General features: G+C 71.1%; 16 protein-coding genes. 15 read left to right on the plus strand and 1 reads right to left on the minus strand.

Features of this window, described 5'->3' with window-relative positions:
- The first annotated feature begins 138 nt into the window (after nucleotides 1-138).
- The 5 genes from PV796_RS14700 (at nucleotide 139) to PV796_RS14720 (ending at nucleotide 7,470) form a co-directional block, all read left to right on the plus strand.
- Nucleotides 139-1,533, plus strand: a complete 1,395-nt coding sequence (locus PV796_RS14700) for a class II fumarate hydratase (RefSeq protein WP_274913565.1) — start codon at nucleotides 139-141, stop codon at nucleotides 1,531-1,533.
- Between the two features lie 68 nt (nucleotides 1,534-1,601).
- Nucleotides 1,602-2,327 carry a cytidylyl-2-hydroxypropylphosphonate hydrolase gene (fomD, locus tag PV796_RS14705; protein ID WP_446750685.1) on the plus strand — a complete coding sequence of 242 codons (726 nt, stop codon included), beginning with the start codon at nucleotides 1,602-1,604 and terminating at the stop codon, nucleotides 2,325-2,327.
- 243 nt (nucleotides 2,328-2,570) lie between these two features.
- Nucleotides 2,571-3,254 carry a class I SAM-dependent DNA methyltransferase gene (locus tag PV796_RS14710; protein ID WP_274913567.1) on the plus strand — a complete coding sequence of 228 codons (684 nt, stop codon included), beginning with the start codon at nucleotides 2,571-2,573 and terminating at the stop codon, nucleotides 3,252-3,254.
- Between the two features lie 737 nt (nucleotides 3,255-3,991).
- On the plus strand, nucleotides 3,992-5,767 hold the full coding sequence (locus PV796_RS14715; RefSeq protein ID WP_274913568.1) for a SpoIIE family protein phosphatase: 1,776 nt from the start codon (nucleotides 3,992-3,994) through the stop codon (nucleotides 5,765-5,767).
- Between the two features lie 239 nt (nucleotides 5,768-6,006).
- Nucleotides 6,007-7,470, plus strand: coding sequence for a catalase (locus PV796_RS14720; protein WP_274913569.1), 1,464 nt, complete (start codon nucleotides 6,007-6,009; stop codon nucleotides 7,468-7,470).
- A gap of 72 nt (nucleotides 7,471-7,542) precedes the next feature.
- Here PV796_RS14720 and PV796_RS14725 read toward each other — a convergent pair whose 3' ends face one another.
- A complete protein-coding gene (locus PV796_RS14725) occupies nucleotides 7,543-9,864 on the minus strand; it encodes a transglycosylase domain-containing protein (RefSeq protein WP_274913570.1) in 2,322 nt (773 codons plus the stop codon).
- Nucleotides 9,865-10,138: 274 nt separating this feature from the next.
- Here PV796_RS14725 and PV796_RS14730 point away from each other — a divergent pair, with 274 nt between their 5' ends.
- From PV796_RS14730 to PV796_RS14775, 10 genes are all read left to right on the plus strand, one after another.
- Nucleotides 10,139-11,089, plus strand: coding sequence for an SPFH domain-containing protein (locus tag PV796_RS14730; protein WP_274913571.1), 951 nt, complete (start codon nucleotides 10,139-10,141; stop codon nucleotides 11,087-11,089).
- Nucleotides 11,086-11,373, plus strand: a complete 288-nt coding sequence (locus tag PV796_RS14735; protein ID WP_274913572.1) for a hypothetical protein — start codon at nucleotides 11,086-11,088, stop codon at nucleotides 11,371-11,373. Before PV796_RS14730 ends, PV796_RS14735 begins: the two co-directional genes overlap by 4 nt.
- 391 nt (nucleotides 11,374-11,764) lie before the next feature.
- Nucleotides 11,765-12,130: a type VII secretion target gene (locus PV796_RS14740; RefSeq protein WP_274913573.1), complete on the plus strand. Its 366-nt coding sequence runs from the start codon at nucleotides 11,765-11,767 to the stop codon at nucleotides 12,128-12,130.
- Between the two features lie 6 nt (nucleotides 12,131-12,136).
- Nucleotides 12,137-13,843, plus strand: a complete 1,707-nt coding sequence (locus PV796_RS14745; RefSeq protein ID WP_274913574.1) for an alpha/beta hydrolase — start codon at nucleotides 12,137-12,139, stop codon at nucleotides 13,841-13,843.
- Between the two features lie 30 nt (nucleotides 13,844-13,873).
- On the plus strand, nucleotides 13,874-14,434 hold the full coding sequence (locus tag PV796_RS14750; protein WP_274913575.1) for a hypothetical protein: 561 nt from the start codon (nucleotides 13,874-13,876) through the stop codon (nucleotides 14,432-14,434).
- A gap of 161 nt (nucleotides 14,435-14,595) precedes the next feature.
- Nucleotides 14,596-15,282 carry an ABC transporter ATP-binding protein gene (locus PV796_RS14755; protein WP_274913576.1) on the plus strand — a complete coding sequence of 229 codons (687 nt, stop codon included), beginning with the start codon at nucleotides 14,596-14,598 and terminating at the stop codon, nucleotides 15,280-15,282.
- The gene (locus PV796_RS14760) at nucleotides 15,279-17,651 is read left to right on the plus strand and encodes an FtsX-like permease family protein (protein ID WP_274913577.1); all 2,373 of its coding nucleotides are present in this window, start codon (nucleotides 15,279-15,281) and stop codon (nucleotides 17,649-17,651) included. The genes PV796_RS14755 and PV796_RS14760 overlap by 4 nt, the downstream gene beginning before the upstream one ends.
- A 144-nt stretch (nucleotides 17,652-17,795) precedes the next feature.
- On the plus strand, nucleotides 17,796-18,317 hold the full coding sequence (locus PV796_RS14765; protein ID WP_274913578.1) for a PadR family transcriptional regulator: 522 nt from the start codon (nucleotides 17,796-17,798) through the stop codon (nucleotides 18,315-18,317).
- Nucleotides 18,314-19,000 (plus strand): ABC transporter ATP-binding protein, encoded by a 687-nt coding sequence (locus PV796_RS14770; RefSeq protein ID WP_274913579.1) that lies wholly within the window; start codon nucleotides 18,314-18,316, stop codon nucleotides 18,998-19,000. The genes PV796_RS14765 and PV796_RS14770 overlap by 4 nt, the downstream gene beginning before the upstream one ends.
- Entirely contained in the window at nucleotides 18,997-21,420 is a 2,424-nt protein-coding gene (locus tag PV796_RS14775; protein ID WP_274913580.1) for an FtsX-like permease family protein, read from the plus strand. Before PV796_RS14770 ends, PV796_RS14775 begins: the two co-directional genes overlap by 4 nt.
- Nucleotides 21,421-21,443 lie beyond the last annotated feature (23 nt).

Raw genomic sequence — 21,443 nt, forward strand, 5'->3', positions numbered from 1 at the left:
GACCGTCACCGAGGGCGAAAGGCGGAAGTGGAGGCACCTCGTCCGCATGCCCCGGGCGGCACGGTGGGTGTCGGTGCAGGCAGGTGACATCCGCGGGCGGCCGGGAACAGAACCGGCCTTGCGGGCACTGTCATAGGCATGAGCGAAAACAGCGCATTCAGGATCGAGCACGACTCGATGGGCAAGGTGCGGGTTCCCGCACACGCCAAGTGGCGGGCCCAGACGCAGCGGGCGGTGGAGAACTTCCCGATCTCCGGGCAGCGGCTGGAGCGGGCGCACATCGAGGCGTTGGCGCGGATCAAGGGGGCGGCCGCCAAGGTCAACGCCGAGCTGGGGGTGCTGGCCAAGGACCTCGCGGGGGCCATCGCGGAGGCGGCCGCGGAGGTGGCCGAGGGGCGGTGGGACGAGGACTTCCCGGTGGACGTGTTCCAGACGGGATCGGGGACGTCGTCGAACATGAACGCCAACGAGGTGATCGCGACCCTCGCCAGCGAGCGGCTGGGGCGCGCGGTGCACCCCAATGACCACGTCAATGCGAGCCAGTCGTCGAACGACGTGTTCCCGTCGTCGATTCACATCGCGGCGACCTCGGCCGTGCTTCATGACCTGATTCCGGCGTTGGAGCACCTGGCGGCGGCGCTGGAGCGCAAGGCGGCGGAATTCGCCGAGGTGGTGAAGTCCGGGCGGACGCATTTGATGGATGCCACGCCGGTGACGCTGGGGCAGGAGTTCGGCGGTTATGCGGCGCAGGTGCGGTACGGCGTGGAGCGGTTGCGCGCGTCGTTGCCGCGATTGGCCGAACTGCCGCTCGGGGGAACGGCGGTGGGGACGGGGATCAACACCCCGCCGGGATTCTCGGCGGCGGTGATCGCCGAGGTGGCGCGGGCGACCGGGCTGCCGTTGACCGAGGCGCGCGACCACTTCGAGGCGCAGGGCGCGCGGGACGGAATCGTCGAGACCAGCGGCCAGTTGCGGACCATCGCGGTGGGGCTGACGAAAATCGCCAACGACCTGCGGTGGATGGCGTCGGGGCCGCGGACGGGGCTCGCCGAGATCAACCTGCCGGATCTCCAGCCCGGTTCGTCGATCATGCCGGGGAAGGTCAATCCGGTGATTCCGGAGGCGGTGTTGATGGTCGCCGCGCAGGTCACCGGAAATGACGCGACGGTGGCGGCGGCCGGGGCGTCCGGCAATTTCGAACTCAATGTGATGCTGCCGGTGATCGCGCGGAATGTGCTGGAGTCGGTGCGGCTGCTCACCAATGTGTCGCGGCTGCTGGCCGACCGGACGGTGGACGGCATCACCGCGAATGTGGCGCGGGCCCGCGAATACGCCGAGTCGTCCCCGTCGGTGGTCACTCCGTTGAACAAGTACCTCGGTTACGAGGAGGCGGCGAAGGTCGCCAAGCAGTCGCTGGCGGAGCGGCGGACGATCCGCGAGGTGGTCATCGAGGGCGGTTACGTCGAGCGTGGGCTGCTGACGGTTCAACAGCTCGACGAGGCGCTCGATGTGTTGCGCATGACCCATCCGTAACCACCGGTGCGGCGCATGTCACCGCGCGCGTAACGCGACGCCCCTAAGATCTGCGCATGACAGCGGACATGGTGGAGACGGCGGAGGGCGGGACGGGCGGTGCGCCCGGGCCAACGGGCGAAGCGGGTCAACGGGGTGCGGGCGGGGGCCGTTGGGCGCCCGGCGAGCACGTCCTGTGGCGCTACCGCGACAACGCCGACCCCCGCCGGTTCCACATCTGTCGTCCGGTGACCGTCGTGCAGGACACCGAGGAGTTGCTCGCGGTGTGGATGGCGCCGGGCACCTCGTGCATCAAGCCGGTGCTCGCCGACGGCACGCCGGTGCACCGCGAGCCGCTCGCCACCCGTTACACCACACCGCGCCGTACCCAGCGCCACCAGTGGTTCGGCACCGGTGTGCTGAAGTTGGCCAGGCCCGGGGACCCTTGGTCGGTCTGGCTGTTCTGGGAGAGCGGCTGGCACTTCAAGAATTGGTACGTCAATCTGGAGGAGCCGCGCCGCCGTTGGTCGGGCGGAATCGACTCGCTCGACCATTTCCTCGACATCTGTGTCTATCCGGACCGGCGCTGGGAGTGGCGGGACGAGGACGAGTTCGCGCAGGCGCGGCGGGACGGGTTGATGACGGACGCGCAGGCGGCCGGCGTCAGTTCCGCCGGGCGCGCCGCGGTCGCACAGATCGAGGCGTGGGGCGGGCCGTTCGCCGACCACTGGGAGGATTGGCGGCCCGATCCGGCCTGGGAGGTTCCCGTGCTTCCGGAGAACTGGGATCGACCACCAGATCGTTTGCTGTCGTGAGGTAGCAAACGTGAAAAGAAGAGAATGAAGCGAGTGAAGGGGGCGAACGGTGGAAAGGTGCGCCTATGGGCGAAGCTGTTTCCCACTGGCTTCCCACGGCGTTCCCGCTGGACGAGAAGCGGTGGTCAGCCCCCTTGCTGCGCACTGGGCCTTCAAACGTAGGATCGTCCTCCGCAAGACTGCACAGGCGCAACTCCAGAACGAGAAAACGAACTTGACCGCGGTCGCAGGAGGGGCGAGGTCGTGAGCGCGACGAGCTACGACACGTACGAGGGTCTGAACCGGTTAGGACTCGACCGGGCCGGACAGGCCGAGGCGTTCGACACGATCGGCAATCAGTACGAGACGGCCTTCCCGCACAAGGAAGGCCAGATCGCCTCCGGCACGTGGTTGAGCGGAGAACTGCCGGCGGCTTCGCGGATCCTCGACGCCGGCTGCGGGACGGGCCTGCCGACGGCCCGTCAACTCACCGACGCGGGACACCGGGTCGTGGGAATCGACCTCTCCCCCGGGATGGTCGAACTGGCCCGGGAGAACGTCCCGGGCGCCGAATTCCACCGGCTGGACATCGCCGATCTGCGCGGCGGCCGGCTGGGCGGCGGCGGCTCCTTCGACGGAATCGCCGCCTATTTCTCGTTGTTGATGATGCCCCGGGCGGAAATCCCCTGTGCGCTCGGCATGTTGCACGACCTCCTGCGCCCCGGCGGGCTGTTGGCCCTGGCAATGGTCGAGGCCGATATCGACGACTTCCCCCTTCCGTTCCTCGGCAGCACGATCCGGGTATCCGGATATCTGCGGGAAGACCTGCGCCGGGTCGTGCGCGACGCGGGATTCGACATCGTCGGGGAGGACTCATATGCGTATGCCCCGGCGAGCACGGACGTACCACCCGAAATCCAGCTCTTTCTGCACCTGCGACGCGCTTGAGACGCACCGCGTCGGGCGCGGCCGCTCGGGCGGCGCGCACCGGACGCGGCGCGCCGGCGCCAGCCCCGGACGGATGGAACCCCACGCGTGACGGAGCACCCCACCTCCCATGAAACGCGGCAGTCGGCCCCGACCGCCGCGTCCTCGGCGTCCCCTCCCGCGGGGACGGCCGGGACGGCGCCGCTCGGCGGCGTACCCGACCCGCGCAGCACCCTCCAGCAGCCCGTCGGTGCCGGCCACGAGCCGGGGCCGGGCTCGGGGTTCGCGGTGCGCGGCGGCGACGACACCGGCTTCGAGGCGGGCGCGGCCGGCCGGCGCGCCGCCACGGCCTCCGCGGGTCCGCCGGCCGGGCAGGGGGACGCCGAACCGACCGCGGACCACGGCCCGGCCGGCGACGGCGGGCGGGCGTACGGCGCGGCCCGCGAATCCCGCGACAGTTCCTACGGCGCATGCGCCGGGTCGTACGGGGGCTCGTACGACACGTACGGGGAGGTGGCCATGTCCGCTGAGGATCGACCGGGCGGTGTGCCGGACGGGGAGCGCGCGGCGGTCCGGGCGGGCCGGCCGGCGACGCACGGCGCGTTGGATCGCGCCGGAGCGCCCGAGCCGGACGAGGAGCCGGGGCACGCGCAACCGCGGCCCGGCGGCGAGGGCGTGGGGCGGCCACGGGAGGGCGGCGCGGCGGGCCCGGCGGCGCGGAACTCCCGCCCCAGGCGGGGCCGCCGCAGCCGCCCGTGGTGCCGCCGGCCCGCTCGGCGCACCCCGGCGAGGGCCGGGAGTCGGCCGCGGCCCGGCAGGCCAGCGGCGACCGGCTGCGGTTCATCGGGGCGGCGACCCGGCGGATCGCCCGCGGGATAGACCTGGACGAGATCGTGTTGGGGCTGTGCAGGGCGACGGTGCCGACGTTCGCCGACGCGATCCTGGTGTACCTGCGCGATCCGCTGCCGGTGGGCGACGAGCGGCCGACCGGCCCGGTGGTGCTGCGGCTGCGCCGTACCGACCGGATCCCGGAGGAGCCGGACACCGGCGGGCTGCGGCTGCCGGTGCTGCCGGCGCAGCCGGATCTGGGGCCGGCGATGGGCGGCAGCGCCGCGGAGCTGTCCGAGGTGCGCCCGGGCGGGCCGCTGGCGGAAGTGCTGCGCGGGGTCCGCCCGTTGTTCGGCGAGGCGCAGGCGGCGCGGACCGCGCTGCCGGAGCTGCTGGGCCCGGACACCCGCCTGCCGGGCGGCCACCGGGTGATCCTGGCGCCGCTGCGCGGACGCCGGCGGGTGATCGGCGCGGCGGTCTTCCTGCGCCGGCCGGACCGGCCGTCGTTCGATCCGGACGACCTGCTGGTGGCGGCCCAGTTGGCGACGCACACCGCGCTGGGCGTGGACAAGGCGGTGCTCTACGGCCGCGAGGCGTACATCGCCGATGCGCTGCAGCGCACCATGCTGCCGGACTCGTTGCCGCAGCCCACCGGCGTGCGGCTGGCCAGCCGTTATCTGCCGGCCGCCGAGACCGCCCGGGTGGGCGGCGACTGGTACGACGCGATCCCGCTGCCGGGCAGCCGGGTGGCGCTGGTGGTCGGCGATGTGATGGGCCACTCGATGACCTCGGCCGCGATCATGGGGCAGCTCCGGACCACCGCGCAGACCCTGGCCGGCCTGGACCTGCCGCCGCAGGAGGTGCTGCACCACCTCGACGAGCAGGCCCAGCGGCTGGGTTCGGACCGGATGGCGACCTGCCTGTACGCGGTCTACGACCCGGTGGCGCACCGGATCATCGTCGCCAACGCCGGGCATCCGCCGCCGGTGATGCTGCACCGCGGCGGGCGCGCGGAGGTGCTGCGGGTGCCGCCGGGAGCGCCGATCGGCGTCGGCGGGGTGGACTTCGAGGCGGTGGAGCTGGACGCCCCGGCGGGCGCGACGCTGGTGCTCTACACCGACGGCCTGGTGGAGTCCCGTATCCGGGACGTGTGGACCGGCATCGAGCAGCTCCGCGAGCGGCTGGCCGAGACGGCCCGGCTGACCGGGCCCAATCCCCCGCCGCTGGAGCCGCTGTGCGACGAGGTGTTGGACATGCTCGGGCCGGGCGACCGCGATGACGACATCGCGCTGCTGGCCGCCCGCTTCGACGGGATCGCGCCCAGCGACGTCGCGTACTGGTACCTCGATCCGAAGGCGCAGACGGCCGGGCAGGCGCGCCGGTTGGCCCGCCGGGCGCTGGCCCGTTGGGGCCTGGACGAGCTGTCGGACCAGTTGGAGCTGCTGGTCAGCGAGGTGGTGACCAACGCGGTGCGGTACGCGGAGCGGCCGGTGACGCTGCGGCTGCTGCGGACCGACGTGCTGCGCTGCGAGGTCGGCGACGACGTGCCGCAGTTGCCGCGGCTGCGGCAGGCCCGGCCATCCGACGAGGGCGGCCGGGGGCTGTACCTGGTCAACCGGATGGCGCGGCGCTGGGGCGCGACCCGGCTGAGCATGGGGAAGGTGGTCTGGTTCGAGCTGTCGATGCCGCCGGCGACGCGCCACTGAGGCCGCGCCCCGCGCCGTCGCACGTACGGGGACCCGCGTCCGGACCGGGCGGGGTCCCCGTAGGCAGGTCCGGGACTCGACCGGACGCCGGGGACCCCTTGCCGAGGTGCCGCCGACGGCGTTGACTGCTTGGGTGGGGGACAAAAGGGATCGAACGGGACCAGCCGCCCTCGGAAGGGACTGACGGCCCCGGGCCCACCCACCCCACCGCCAGTCATCGAACGGGAGGCATTCCTCCAATGAGTAGCAGCGCGCAGAACGTCCCGCCCACCACGAACAACGTCGGCATCCCGGTGGAGAGCGACGAGCACTCCCTGACCGTGAGCCCGGACGGTCCGATCCTGCTCCAGGACCACTATCTGATCGAGAAGATGGCCCAGTTCAACCGCGAGCGGGTCCCCGAGCGGGTGGTGCATGCCAAGGGCAGCGGCGCCTACGGCTTCTTCAAGGTCACCAACGACGTCAGCCAGTTCACCAAGGCGGACCTCTTCCAGCCCGGCAAGGAAACCGAGATGCTGGCCCGCTTCTCGACCGTCGCCGGCGAGCAGGGCTCCCCCGACACCTGGCGCGACCCCCGCGGCTTCGCCCTCAAGTTCTATACCGAGCAGGGCAATTACGACCTGGTGGGCAACAACACCCCGGTGTTCTTCGTGCGGGACACGATCAAGTTCCAGGACTTCATCCGCTCACAGAAGCGCCGCCCGGACAACGGGCTGCGCGACAACGACATGCAGTGGGACTTCTGGACGCTCTCGCCGGAGTCGGCCCACCAGGTCACCTGGCTGATGGGCGACCGCGGCATCCCCAAGACCTACCGGCACATGAACGGGTACGGCTCGCACACCTACATGTGGGTCAACGCGGGCGGCGAGAAGTTCTGGATCAAGTACCACTTCAAGACCGACCAGGGCATCGACTTCCTCACCCAGGCCGACGCCGACCGGCTGGCCGGCGAGGACGGCGACTACCACCGCCGGGACCTGCACGACGCCATCGAGGGCGGCAACGCCCCGTCGTGGACGCTGTACGTCCAGGTCATGCCGTTCGACGACGCCCCGGACTACCGCTTCAACCCGTTCGACCTGACCAAGGTGTGGCCGCACGGCGACTACCCGCTGATCGAGGTCGGCCGGATGACGCTCAACCGGAACCCGGAGGACTACTTCATCCACATCGAGCAGGCCGCGTTCGAGCCGTCCAACATGGTGCCGGGCATCGGCCCGTCCCCGGACAAGATGCTGCTCGGCCGGCTGTTCTCGTACCCGGACACCCACCGGTACCGGATCGGCCCGAACTACGCGCAGTTGCCGCCCAACCGCCCGCACGTGCCGGCCCATTCGTACGCCAAGGACGGCCCGATGCGGTTCGACCCATCGCGGGCGGCCCGGCCGTACGCGCCGAACTCCTACGGGGGCCCGGCGGCCGACACCCAGCGCTACGGGGAGCCGGCGGGCTGGGAGTCCAGCGGTGCGATGGTGCGCGAGGCGTACACGCTGCGCCGGGACGACGACGACTTCGGGCAGCCGGGCACGATGGTCCGCGAGGTGTTGGACGACGCGGCCCGCGAGCGGCTGGTCAACAACATCGCCGGGCATCTGCTGGGCGGGGTGAGCCGGCCGGTGCTGGACCGGGCGCTCCAGTACTGGCGGAACGTCGACAAGAACCTCGGCGACCGGGTCGCCAAGAAGGTCAACGGCGGCTGATCCGCGCGCGAACGGCGCCGCGGCCCGCACCCTTTGGGGTGCGGGCCGCGATGCTGACGGGGACCGGGCGGGTCAGTTGCCGAGGTTCGGCAGGCTGTCGTTGCCGCCGGTGCTGGTGTTGCCGCCCGTGCCGGTGTTGCCACCCGTGCCGGTGTTGCCGCCGGTGCTGGTGTTCCCGCCGGTGTTGCCACCGGCTTTGCCGCCGGTGCCGCCGTTCGGCGGGCCGGAGCCGCCGTCGGTCGGCGTGGGCCGGCCGGTCGGGCGGCCGGTGCCGGCGGTGTCCGACGGGGAGCCGCCCTGGGTGGGGGTGGTCGTCGGCGGGTGGGTCGGCGTCGACGGCGCGGTCGGGGTGGCCGGCGCGGAGGGGGTGAGCGTCGGGGGCGCGGGCGGCGGCACCGCGGCGCCCATGTCGGTCTCCAGGTCGAAGTCGCCGCCACTGCTGTCGCCGAGCGCGGACTGGGTGTAGTCCGCCCACACCCGCGCCGGGTAGCCGCCGCCGTTGACCCGGCCGCCGCCTCCGGTGCCCTTCAGGGTGACCTGCTTGCCGCCGCTGGGCGACTCACCGAACATGCCGACCGCGGTGACCAGCTTGGGCGTGTAGCCCACGAACCAGGCCGACTTGTTGTCGTCGGAGGTGCCGGTCTTGCCCGCCGCCTTGTAGGAGGCGTTCTTCACCGCGCTCGACGCGGTGCCGTCGTCGACCACACCGGTCAGGACGGAGGTGACGGTGTCGGCGGTCTTGCGCGAGAGGACCTCGCCGCCGATCGGGTCCTTGAGCGGGACCTCCTTGTCGACGCCGTTCTGGGTGTGCACCGCCTTGACGACCATGGTCGGGGTGACCTTGGTGCCGTGGTTGTCGAGGGTGGCGTAGGCGCCCGCCATCTGGAGCGGGCTGGCGCCCATGGTGCCCAGGGCCATGGCGGGCTGCACCTCGGACTTGGGGACGTTCAGGCCGAGTTGGACCGCGGTCTGCTTGACCTGGTCCAGGCCGACGTCGGCGCCCATCTGCGCGAAGACGGCGTTGACGGAGTTGTTGGTCGCCGTCTGGACGCTGATCTTGCCGTAGGTGCGCTCGTCCTCGTTCGGCGGGGCGAACGGCTTGGTTCCGCCGACGACCGGGCGGCGGTTGGCGCCGTCGTAGATCGTGTTCGGGGTGATCGGGACGCCGTTCTGGGTCTGCGCGCCGTTCTGCAGCGCCGCGGCCAGGACCAGCGGCTTGAAGGTGGAGGCCGCCTGGTAGTCGGAGCGGGTCGCGTTGTTGGTGTAGTGCTTCGGGTAGCCCGCACCGCCGTACATCGCCACGACGTGGCCGGTCTTGGGGTCCACCGAGGCCGCGCCGAGCTGGGCGTCGCCGTCCACCGAGCGCTGGTTGGGCTTCAGGTCGTCGAGGAGCTTCCGCTTCACCGACGCCTCCAGGTCCTTCTGCCGGTTCTTCTCGATGCCGAGGGTGACGGTCCAGCCCCCGGCCTCGAACTCGCCCGGGTCGACGCCCTGGGCGAAGAGCTCCTTCTTGGCCGCCTCGACGATGTAGCTGGCCTGGCCGGTGAGACCGGGCAGCGGCTTGGGCGGCTTGGGCACGTCGAACTTCTGCTGGGCGCGCTCCTCCGGGCTGAGCCACTTCATCTCGACCATGTTGTCGAGCGCGTACGCCCAACGCTCCTGGACGCGCTGCTTGCCGGCGGCGGAGGCGATGGCCCAGTCGTACTGGTTGGGAGCCTGGAGCAGCGAGGCCAGGTAGGCGCCCTGCGAGACGGTGAGCTTGTCGGAGTCCACGCCGTAGTACGCCTGGGCGGCGGCCTGGATGCCGTAGGCGCCGCGGCCGTAGTAGCTGGTGTTGATGTAGCCGGCGAGGATGTCCTCCTTGGAGAACTTCTGGTCCACCTTGAGGGAGATGACGATCTCCTGGAGCTTGCGGGAGATCGTCTGCTCTTGGCTCAGGTAGTAGTTCTTGACGTACTGCTGGGTGATCGTCGAACCGCCCTGCTTGCCCTTGCCGCTCAGGGTGTTGATGACCCCGCGCAGGGTGCCCTTCAGGTCGACGCCGGAGTCCTGGTAGAAGGTCTTGTTCTCGGCGGCCACGAAGGTGTGCTGGACGGGCTTGGGTATCTTGCTGAGCGGGACGGTCTCGCGGTTGACCTGGCCGGCCCGCGCCATGACCGAGCCGTCCGCGTACTTGAAGACGTTGCTCTGGAGCTGGGCGCTCTTGTTGCCGGCGGGCACGCCCACGTAGAGGTACAGCCCGATGAATCCCAGGATGCCCAGCAGGCACACGCCCAGGAACGCGCCGAGGATCTTCTTCCAGGTGAAGAGGCGGCGTATGCCGGACTTCTTCTCGTTCTTTCCGGCCCGGCGGGCACTGCTCTGCGCCGCCCGCCTCGCGTCAGCTCGGCCCATCGCTCGTGCAACTCCAGTCGTTCCGCCCCCGGCATAACTCAGCGGTTGAAGCTAACACCGCATCTGACAACAAATACTCATCGATCAAGGCTTTTCCCTACGTGACAAACAGCACGGGAGTCGCGTGCAACCGTCCGGACAGTAGCCGCGGCCCGCTGGACCGCAGCAGGCCAGCGGGTTAAAGTGATATCACTTTGCTAGACCAGCGAAAGCACTCGCTGCGGCGCACATCACGCACCGCGACGCGCGCCGTCGAAAGAGAAACGGGGACCACATGACCGCTACGACACCCGCTCCGCACGGCGCCGGGGACGCCCCGGAGATGCCCGAGCCGCAGGTCCGCGAGCGGGCCGCGCACAGCATCCCGGGCGGACTGGCCCTGCTGCTGACCGTCCTGGGCGTCGCCCTCGGCCTCGTCGTGATCATCGTCGGCGGGATCCTGGGCAACAACGGCAACAACGCGGCCGGCGTCCCGCTGGTGATCGTCGGGATCCTGCTGCTCGTTGGCTCCTTCTTCTGCATGACCGGCGTGAAGATGGTGGCGCCGGGCGAGGCCCGGGTGATCCAGCTCTTCGGCCGGTACGTCGGCACCATCCGCACCGACGGCCTGCGGTGGGTCAACCCGCTCACCTCGGCCCGCAGGATCTCCACCCGGGTCCGCAACCACGAGACCTCGGTCCTCAAGGTCAACGACGCGTACGGCAACCCGATCGAGCTGGCCGCGATCGTCGTCTGGAAGGTCGAGGACACCGCCCAGGCGCTCTTCGAGGTCGACGACTTCCTGGAGTTCGTCGCCACCCAGACCGAGGCCGCGGTCCGGCACATCGCCATCGAGTACCCCTACGACGCCCACGACGAGGGCGGCCTCTCGCTGCGCGGCAACGCCGAGGAGATCACCGAGAAGCTGGCCGTGGAGCTGACCGCCCGGGTCCAGGCCGCCGGCGTGCAGATCATCGAGACCCGCTTCAGCCACCTCGCCTACGCCCCGGAGATCGCCTCCGCGATGCTCCAGCGGCAGCAGGCCGGCGCGGTCGTCGCGGCCCGCCAGCAGATCGTCGAGGGCGCCGTGGGCATGGTCGAGTCGGCCCTGGAGCGCATCAACGAACAGGGCATCGTCGAGCTGGACGAGGAGCGCAAGGCCGCCATGGTCAGCAACCTGATGGTGGTGCTGTGCGGCGACCGCGCCGCCCAGCCGGTGCTGAACACGGGCTCGCTGTACCAGTGAGCACGGACGCCACAGAGGGTCCCGACGCCGAACGCGAACGGCCCCCCGCCCGCCGGCCGCAGCAGCGCAAGCAGGTGCTGCTGCGGCTGGACCCGCTGATCCACGACGCCCTCACCCGCTGGGCCGACGACGAACTCCGCAGCGCCAACGCCCAGATCGAGTTCCTGCTCCGCAAGGCCCTGGGCGACGCCGGCCGCCTCCCCCGCGGCGCGGGCGGCCCCCCACGCCGCGGCCGCCCACCCAAACACCGGGGGGCGGAGGAGGGGCGGGAGGGGGGCGGCTGAGCAATCACCGGATCAGGGCGCCCCAGGCCGGCCGACGCATCCATCAAGGCGGGAAGAGCCGCACCAAGGGAGATCCACGGGCGGGCGCGCGCATCCAGCGGTGGCCAGCACCGTGGCTCGCCGTGACGTCACTGCAAGAGAGCTGCTGCGGCAGGGCGTCGCGCAGTGGCGCGGCCAAGCCTGGCCGGCCCGGTATCGCTCGTCCGATCGCCGCCCGGTTGACCTCCATAAACGCTGCGAGGTAATCCGGTACAAGATTGGCTGGATGTTTCGCCGACGAAGTGCCCCCCTAAGTCATCGCCTAGGATGGCCGATTGCCCATCCTGGGGGCACTTGGTGACGCCCCCTCACGGGCCCAGGAACACACGAGAAACGGGGAATCGGGGGAGTCTTGTCGACCAGCAAAGTCGATCCAAAGGCACTGCGCACGGCCGCCACTCACGGCGAAGAGATGCAAGCCGGACTGGGAACCGGCCTTGGCAATCTCGATGCGCACCATCAGGGAGTGCGGGGGCAGACGGAAGGGTTTCAGTTCGTCGCGGAGCTGATGAAAACGCAGCAGAGTTGGCATGATCGCCTCAGCGACGTCCGGAAGGAGTGCGGCGAGGTCGCACGCTCGCTCAGGGGCTCGGCCGACAACTACGAGAAGAACGACGAGGCAACCGCAAAGTCGTTCACCCGGCCTGGCGCCGGAAGTTCCGTTGCCGTCCGCCCTGCGGCGCAGAGCGCTGCCCGCTTCAACAGCCCCTTTGGGTGATGCCGGATGCCGCTGACGATCCGAGATATCCAGAACCTCGGCTTCTCCGCGCTGGAGAGCGCGAAGGAAGAATGGGCACAGGTCGCCCGACGCCTCGGGGGCTACGGCGACCGCGTTGACGGCCATATGCGCCGCCCCTTGCAGCACGAGTGGTCCGGGAGCGCAGCCGATGCGGCGCAGAAGCGCATGGGGAGGCTGAGCGAGAACTTTCAGTTCGGCAGCCAGGAATGCGCTCTCATCGAGACGGCCCTGGACGGGGTCATCACCGAACTTCGAACGCAGCAGAAGAAGCTCCACCAGTCATTGGACGAAGCCATCCAGAAGGGCTACAAAATCGCGCCGACCGGCGAGGTCATGTACGCCAGCGAGGGCGATGTTCCCACCGGAGACCCCGACGCGGGAACGCCGGCGAAGGAACAGGAGCGGCGCGGCCTTGAAGAGAACATCATCGGCGTTCTGCGCAACGCCTCGGAGATAGACGCCCGCTACTGCATCGCCCTGGCGAGACTGCGGGTCGGTCGTGGGCTTTCCGTGGACCATCTGGAGTCGATGCGCGACGCCTCGGACATTTCCAAGATTTCTGGAGTGGCCGTCGGGCTCGAATCAACTCCCAAGAAGGGAACCGACCCGAAGATCGTCCGGAACTGGTGGAACGGCCTGAGCAAGGAAGAGCAGGAGGAGCAGCTGGCGCTCAATCCGAGCGTCATCGGAAACCTCGACGGAATTCCGGCCAGGACTCGTGACAAGGCGAATCGGGTCAATCTCGACCGGCTGATCGCCATGTACCCACCGGGTTCGCGCGTGACGCCAACGGTGGCGCGGCAGCGCGAGGGTTTCGAGGCGATCAGGAATCGTCTCGAAGGGGATTCCGGTAAGGAACCCGAACCCCTGCTGCTCGGCATCGGGCCAGAAGGACAGGGACGAGCCATTCTGTCGTACGGTGACCCCGACACGGCGGACAACGTCGCCGCCTACGTGCCTGGGTTCAATACCCAGCTCAGAGATGTCGGGGGTCCGGACGGGGATCGCGCCAAGAATGTGTGGGACTCGGCACGGAAAGCCGATGGCGGGCAACACCGAACGGCTTCCATCGTATGGCTGGGATACGACGCCCCGCAGGGCGGCACCGACAGGCTCGCCGAGACCGACCTTGGAGTCGCGGATGAAGAGCGGGGAAAGCAGGGCGGCGCGGACTTCGGGAAGTTCCTCGACGGTATTCACGCCACGCACCAGGGCGAAAAGCCGCACGTGACGGCCATTGGGCACAGTTATGGGTCATTTACCGTGGGGCAGGCGGCTCAACGCGAGGGCGGAATTCCCGCGGACGACATCGTCTTGGTGGGCAGTCCAGGCACCGGGGCCCAGCGGGCCGACCAGCTTGGGGTAGGCGCTGACCATGTGTGGGTAGGCGCAGCGGACAGCGATCCGGTTACCCATACACCGTCCGACAGCGAAGTCGCCGGACAGATGTTCGGCGGCCCCTTTGGAGGCATCATTGCGCATCTGGGCGATCCGCATGAAGTGCACTTCGGGCAGGATCCGGCCAGCACGGAGTTCGGCGGGCGACGGTTTTCCGTGGACGACGGCGTGCCCTGGAGTTCGCACTCAAATTACTTCGATGACGGCGAGGAGACCAGCGGCGAGTCGCTGAACAACATGGGAAGAATCGTGGCTGGAACTCCGGAAAAAGTCACCTCTGAAGAGAGGCGATGACGCATGACGCGTCGACGAACTCTTCCCCTCGTGGCCATCAGCATCGCGCTTGCACCGGGAATCCTTATCGGATGCTCCGCCTTGCGGGGAGGCGACCCCGAGCCAACCATCAGCGCGGATCAGGCCATCGAGCGCATCGACTCCGTCCTGGACGACACCTTCAAGGCGGTACACCCACAGCTCAAGTGGCGAGACGGCCCGGCCCACCTGTCGGAGATCAAGAACTCATTCACGAATACAGCCAGCGGAGAAGTAAGCGTTGGTCGACACCGCTTCGTGCGCACCAAAATCTCGAAAGCAAAGCTGAACAAACTGATCGCGGCCTTCGACAAGCAGTGGCGGAAAGCCGGCTTCGAGATCAAGTCCACAAACCCTAGAGAGCCTTCACTCTCCGGTAAGGCATCGGACGGCTGCGTCGTTAACTTCTCGGTGAGCGGGTTCGGCAACGTCGAAATCTCCGCCGGCGTCGCCGCCCGATCCGACGGCCCCCGCGGTGGCATCGAAGGTGAGGGCGGCGACACGTTCCCCAAGGCTCCCGACGGCGGCCCCGACTACACCCCGGACGCACAGGACCCCTACTGGTCCGCGTGACGCCCGCGCAAGCCCCACACCAGCGCTCACCGACGGCCGGATCCCATCTATAAACACTGCGTATACACCTCATGTAGAGTGCGAAGCATGCCCGTGGGTCGGCGCTGCCTTGAGCGCGTCGGTCCTCGTCATGCCCTGTTCGCACTCCCGGAGGCCCACGTATGACCCCGGCCGGTTCCCTGCTCGAAGCCCGTGCGCTGCACAAGGCGTACGGGCCGACGCCCGCGCTCGACGGCGCGGACTTCTCCATCCACTCCGGCGAGGTCGTCGCCGTCATGGGCCCCTCCGGGTCCGGGAAGTCGACCCTGCTGCACTGCCTCGCCGGGATCATCCGCCCCGACTCCGGGTCCGTGCGCTACGGCTCGCACGCCCTGACCGACCTCAGCGATGGCCGGCGCAGTGCCCTGCGCCGCACCGACTTCGGCTTCGTCTTCCAATTCGGCCAACTCGTACCGGAGTTGACCTGCCTGGAGAACGTCGCCCTGCCGCTCCGCCTCAACGGCACCAAGCGCAAGGAGGCCGAACGCCAGGCCCGCCACTGGCTGGAGCGACTGGAGGTGGACGGCGTCGCGGGCAAGCGGCCCGGCGAGGTCTCCGGCGGGCAGGGCCAACGGGTCGCGGTGGCCCGCGCGCTCGCCGGCCGGCCGCGGGTGGTCTTCGCCGACGAGCCCACCGGCGCCCTGGACTCCCTCAACGGCGAGCGCGTCATGGGCCTGTTGACCGATGCCGCGCGGGAGAGCAACGCGGCCGTGGTGCTGGTCACCCACGAGGCCCGGGTCGCCGCGTACGCCGACCGCGAGGTCGTGGTGCGGGACGGCATCGCGCGGGAGATGGCGGGCACGGCATGAGCACCGACACGACGAACGCCGCGCGCGGGCCGCGCGCCTGGGCCCGGGACCTCGTCATGGGCATGCGCTTCGCGGTCGGCGGCGGGCGCGAGGGGTGGATCCGCACCCTGTTGACCGCGGTCGGCGTGGGGCTGGGCGTGACGCTGCTGCTCACCGCGGCGTCCATCCCCACCATCGCCGCGGAGCGGAGCGAGCGCCGGGAGGCCCAGGCCCCGGCGCAGCTCGGCCGGGCCACGCCGCCGAGCGCGTCCACGCTGCTCGTCGGCGACGTGCACACGACGTACCGGACCCAGGCCGTCAGGGGCGAACTCCTGCGCCCGGACGGCCCGAAGGCGCCCGCCCCGCCGGGGGTGGCCGCCCTGCCCGGGCCGAACGAGATGGTGGTCTCCCCCGCGCTGCGCGAGCTGCTGCGCTCACCGGAGGGCGCGCTGCTGCGCGAGCGGCTGCCGTACAAGGACGTCGGCCTGATCGCGCAGAGCGGCCTGGTCGGCCCCGCCGACCTCACCTTCTACGCCGGCAGCGACACCCTGACCGAGGCCAACGGCGGCCACCGGATCCCCGGCTTCGGCATCGCGCCCACCAGCGATCCGCTGGACCCCAAGCTGCTGGCGCTGATCATCGTGGCGTTCGTGGTGCTGCTGATGCCGGTGGCGATCTTCATCGGCACCGCGGTCCGGTTCGGCGGGGAGCAGCGCGACCGCCGGTTGGCCGCCCTGCGGCTGATCGGCGCGGACGCCCGGATGACCCGGCGGACCGCGGCCGGCGAGGCGCTCTTCGGGGCACTGTGCGGCCTGTTGGTGGGGGCCGGGATGTTCCTGGGCGCCCGGCAACTGGCCTCCGGGATCACCGTCTGGGACATCTCCGCCTTCCCCTCCGACCTGACCCCGGCCCCGTGGCTGACCGCGTTGATCGCGCTCGCGGTGCCGCTGGCCGCCGTCCTCGTCACGCTGCTGTCGCTGCGCCGGGTGACCATCGAGCCGCTGGGCGTCGTCCGCAGCGGCGCGGACCGCCGGCGCCGGCTGTGGTGGCGGCTGCCGTTCCTGCTGGCCGGCGTGGCGCTGCTGATCGCCAACGGCAAGCTCAACTCCCCCGGCGGCGGCGTCAATCCGTACCTCGTCGGCGGCGGCGCCGCGGTGTTCCTGCTCGGGGTGACGCTGGTGCTGCCCTGGGCCGTGGACGCGGTGGTGGGCCGGCTGCGTCGCGGGACGGTGCCCTGGCAGCTCGCGGTGCGGCGGCTCCAGCTCAGCCCGGGCGCGGCCGCCCGCTCGGTCAGCGGGATCACCGTCGCGGTCGCCGGCGCGATCGCGCTCCAACTGCTCTTCTCCGCGGTGCAGGGCGACTTCATGAAGGTCACCGGACAGGACCCGACGCGGGCGCAGTTGCAGGCGTCGCTGCCCGCGCACGACATCGGCACGATCCGCACGGCGCAGAAGATGTTCCAGGAGACCGAGGGCGTCCGCGGCGTCGTCGCCACCATCGACTCCAACGCGTCCCGGCCCGGCCCGCAGCGCAAGGGCGAGCCGTTCGTCCCGATCACCCAGCTCGTCTACGGCGACTGCGCCAGCCTGGCCGAGATGGCCCGCCTGGGCTCCTGCAAGGACGGCGACGTCTTCGTCGTCCGGGACCACACCGGCCAGGTCGACACCGACTACATCACCCAGACCGCCCGACCCGGCGCCACGGTGGACCTCATCGTGCACAACGAGCAGGGGCCGCCCGTCGCGCCCCGGCTGTGGACCGTCCCGAAGACGGCCCGCACGGTCGACTCCCGCCCGGACCCGATGGGCCGGTCCTCCTTCGGCCTCTTCGTCACCCCCGGCGCCCTGGACGGCACGTCGCTGGAGGACCCGCAGGGCGTCGTCCAGCTCAAGGTCGACCCGACCGTCCCGGACGCCGTCGAGCACGTCCGGAACACCGCGGCCCGGATCAACCCCGTGATGGGCATCCACACGCTGCAGAACGTCGAGCGCGACTCCCACTTCACCAGCGTGCGCACCTGGCTGCTGGTCGCCTCCACCGCGACCCTGGCGCTGATCGCCGCCAGCATGCTGGTGACGATGCTGGAGCAACTGCGCGAGCGCCGCAGGCTGCTGTCCGTCCTGGTCGCCTTCGGGACCCGGCGGGCCACGCTGGCCTGGTCAGTGCTGTGGCAGACCGCCCTCCCGGTGCTCCTGGGGCTGGCCCTGGCGCTGGCCGGCGGCTGCGGGCTGGGCCTGTCGCTGCTGCGGATGGCCGGGAAGACCACGTTCGACGGGTCGGTGCTCTGGGCGCCGGTCGCCACCGGGGCGGCGCTGGTCCTGCTGGTGACGGCGCTCAGCCTGCCGCCGCTGTGGCGGATGATGCGGCCCGACGGGCTGCGCACGGAGTGAGCGCACCCGGTGCGGGGCGGCCGCCGGCGACGATCCGGCCGGCCGCCCCCGCACCGCCGTGCACGGGGCCTCTCCCCGCCCCTTCCCGCGAGGTATACCTCGTGCGTATACACCGGCGATACACCCCGGAGTAAGGTGGTCCGCATGTCAATCGGTCATACGCTGCTGGGCCTTCTGGAGTCCGGCCCCCGCCATGGCTACGACCTCAAGCGGGCCTTCGACGAGCACTTCGGGCAGGACCGCCCGCTGCACTACGGGCAGGTCTACTCGACCATGTCCCGGCTGCTCAAGAACGGTCTGGTCGAGGTCGACGGCGTGGAGGCCGGGGCCGGCCCGGAGCGCAAGCGGTACGCCATCACCGACGCCGGGATCACCGACGTCGCCCAGTGGCTGGCCCGACCGGAGAAGCCCGAGCCGTACCTCCAGTCGACCCTCTACACCAAGGTCGTGCTCGCCCTGCTGACCGAGCGGGACGCGGCCGAGCTGCTCGACACCCAGCGCACCGAGCACCTGCGGCTGATGCGCGGCCTGACCGAGCGCAAGCGCTCCGGCGACCTCGCCGACCAACTGATCTGCGACCACGCGCTGTTCCACCTGGAGGCGGACCTGCGCTGGCTGGAGTTGACCGCCGCCCGCCTGGACAAGCTGGCCGAGGCGGTCAGATGACGCCCGAGGGATCCCTGCTCGCCGCGGAGGGCCTCAGCAAGGCGTACGGGCCGACGCCCGCGCTCGACGGCGTGGACTTCTCCGTCCATCCCGGCGAGGTCGTCGCCGTCATGGGCCCCTCAGGCTCCGGCAAGTCGACCCTGCTGCACTGCCTCGCCGGCATCGTCCGCCCGGACTCCGGCACCGTCCGCTACGGCCCGCACACCCTCACCGACCTCGGCGACGCCCAGCGCAGCGCCCTGCGCCGCACCGACTTCGGCTTCGTCTTCCAATTCGGCCAACTCGTACCGGAGTTGACCTGCCTGGAGAACGTCGCCCTGCCGCTCCGCCTCAACGGCACCAAGCGCAAGGAGGCCGAACGCCAGGCCCGCCACTGGCTGGAACGCCTGGAGGTCGAGGGCGTGGGCCGGCAGCGGCCCGGCGAGATCTCCGGCGGCCAGGGCCAGCGGGTGGCGGTCGCCCGCGCGCTCGCCACCACCCCCCGCGTGCTCTTCGCCGACGAGCCCACCGGCGCCCTGGACTCCCTCAACGGCGAGCGCGTCATGGGCCTGCTCACCGACGCCGCCCGGGACACCAACGCGGCCGTGGTGCTGGTCACCCACGAGGCCCGGGTCGCCGCCTACTCCGACCGGGAGATCGTCGTCCGCGACGGCCGGGTGAAGGACCTGGCGGGCCCCGTATGACCCTGCTCCACCCGCGGACCGGCACCGGCACCGGCGGGGCGCGGAGCGCCGGCGTGCCCGCCGCCCCCCGCTCCGGGCCGCTCACCTGGGCCCGCGACCTCGCGATGGGCATGCGCTTCGCGGTCGGCGGCGGCCGGGAGGGCTGGATCCGCACCGCCCTGACCGCCGCCGGGGTCGCGCTCGGCGTGGCGGTACTGCTGTGCAGCGCCTCCGCACCGACCCTGATGAACGCCTGGCACGGCCGGGAGAAGGCCCGCGAGAACCTCGGCCAGGCGCACCCGCCGCCGCGCAGCGACCGCACCGTCCTCTACAGCTCGGCGGACACCACCTTCCACGGCACCGCCATCCGCGGCCGGTTGGTCCGCCCGGACGGCGCGCACCCACCGGTGCCGCCCGGCATGGACCACCTCCCCGGACCGGGCCGGATGCTGGTCTCCCCGGCCCTGAAGGAGATGCTGGGCGCCCCCGGCAACGCGCTGCTCCGCGAGCGCCTGAGCACCTACCGCATCGCCGGCGTGATCGGCGACGAGGGCCTCAAGGGCCCGCGGGAACTGACCTTCGTCGCAGGCAGCGGCACCCTCCGCGAACCGGACGGCTACCGCATCGACCACTTCGGCAAGAACTGGGAGTCACAGCCGCTGACGGCGCCCGGCCTGGTCCTGGTGATCATGACCTGCGTGGCGCTGCTGACCCCGGTGATGGTCTTCCTCGGCACCTCCGTCCGCTTCGGCAACGAGCGCCGGGAACGCCGGCTGGCCGCCCTCCGCCTGGTCGGCGCCGACGTCCGCACCACCCGGCGGATCGCCTCCGGCGAGGCGCTGCTCGGCTCGCTGCTGGGGCTGGTGGGCGGCACCGCGCTCTTCCTCGCCGGCCGCCAACTCGCCCCGGCCATCACCCTGTGGGACATCAACGTCTACCCCTCGGACGTCACCCCCGCGCCGCTCGCCGCCCTGCTGATCGCCGTCGCCGTCCCGACCTGCGCGGTGCTGGTCACCCTCGTCGCCCAGCGCGGCATCACCGTCGAACCGCTGGGCATCGTCCGCCACCGCCCGCCGGTCCGCCGCCGGCTGTGGTGGCGGGTCGCGCTGCCGCTCGTCGGCACGGGGTTGCTGGTCCCGATGGCCGTCCAACCGGGCCCGGTCGACGACCCGTTGGACACCGCCCAGTTGGCCATCGGCGCGACGCTGCTGCTGTTCGGCGTCACGGCGCTGCTGCCGTGGCTGGTCGACCGGGTCGTCGGCCTGCTGCGCGGCGGCCCGGTGCCCTGGCAGTTGGCCGTCCGCCGCCTCCAGCTCAGCAGCGGCCCGGCGACCCGCGCGGTCAGCGGCATCACCGTCGCGCTGGCCGGGGCCATCGCCATCCACATGCTGATGACCGGCATGCAGGGCGGGTTCGCCGCCGCCTACGCCAAGTCCGGGCGGCTGCCGCAGATCACCTTCTGGGGCAGCACCCAGAACTGGCCGGAGACCGAACGGGCGCTCGCGGCGCTGCGCGCCACCCCCGGGGTCACCGCCGTCCGCGGCGTCATCGACATCGACGCCGGCCGGATGCCCACCCCGGGCCACGACACCAGCCGCGACCTGCCCGTCAACGTCGCCGTCGGCAACTGCGCCGAGCTGCGCAAGCTGGCCGCGCTGCCGTCCTGCCGGGACGGCGACGTCTTCCTCACCGACGCCGCCGCCCTCGCGTCCCGGACGGAGAGCAGCCCCGTCCCCGGCACCCCCCTCGACCTCAACCAGCGGCGGAGCCACGACGACCAGGCCCACACCCCCAGCCCCTGGACGATCCCGACGGACGCCCGCGCCGCCAGGCTCCTCCCGGTCGACGACGGCCACCCCGTCTACTACGACCTGCTGCTGACCCCCTCGGTCCTCGCCTCGGCCCGGTTCGTCGAGCCCAACGTGCAGATCCTCGTCCGCTTCGACCGCGGCACCCCCGACGTGCTCGAACACCTCCGCAACACCGCGGCCCGGATCAACCCGGCGATGTACGAGGGCTCCTCCTTCGACAACCCGCACGACGCGCAGTACGACGGCATCCGCAACGCGCTCTTCATCGGCGCCGTGATCACCCTGCTCCTGATCGGCGCGGGCCTGATCATCTCCACCGTCGAGCAGCTCTACGAGCGCCGCCGGCTGCTCTCCACCCTCGACGCGTACGGCACCCGCCGCGCCACCCTCGGCTGGTCCGTCCTGTGGCAGACCGCCCTCCCGGTCGCCCTCGGCCTGGGCCTGGCGCTCGCCTGCGGCCTGGCCCTGGGCTCGCTGCTGCTCAACATCATCGGCGCCGGGGTGGTCGTCGACTGGCCGGTGGTCGCCGGCATGGTCGGCATCGGCGGCGCCGTCATCCTCTTCGTCACCGCGCTGAGCCTGCCGCCCCTGTGGCGCATGATGCGCCCCGAGGGCCTGCGCACGGAGTGAGGCGTCGCCCATCGGATGAACGT

Origin of the sequence: Streptomyces sp. WZ-12 (genome assembly GCF_028898845.1) — a bacterium.
Lineage (GTDB): Bacteria > Actinomycetota > Actinomycetes > Streptomycetales > Streptomycetaceae > Streptomyces.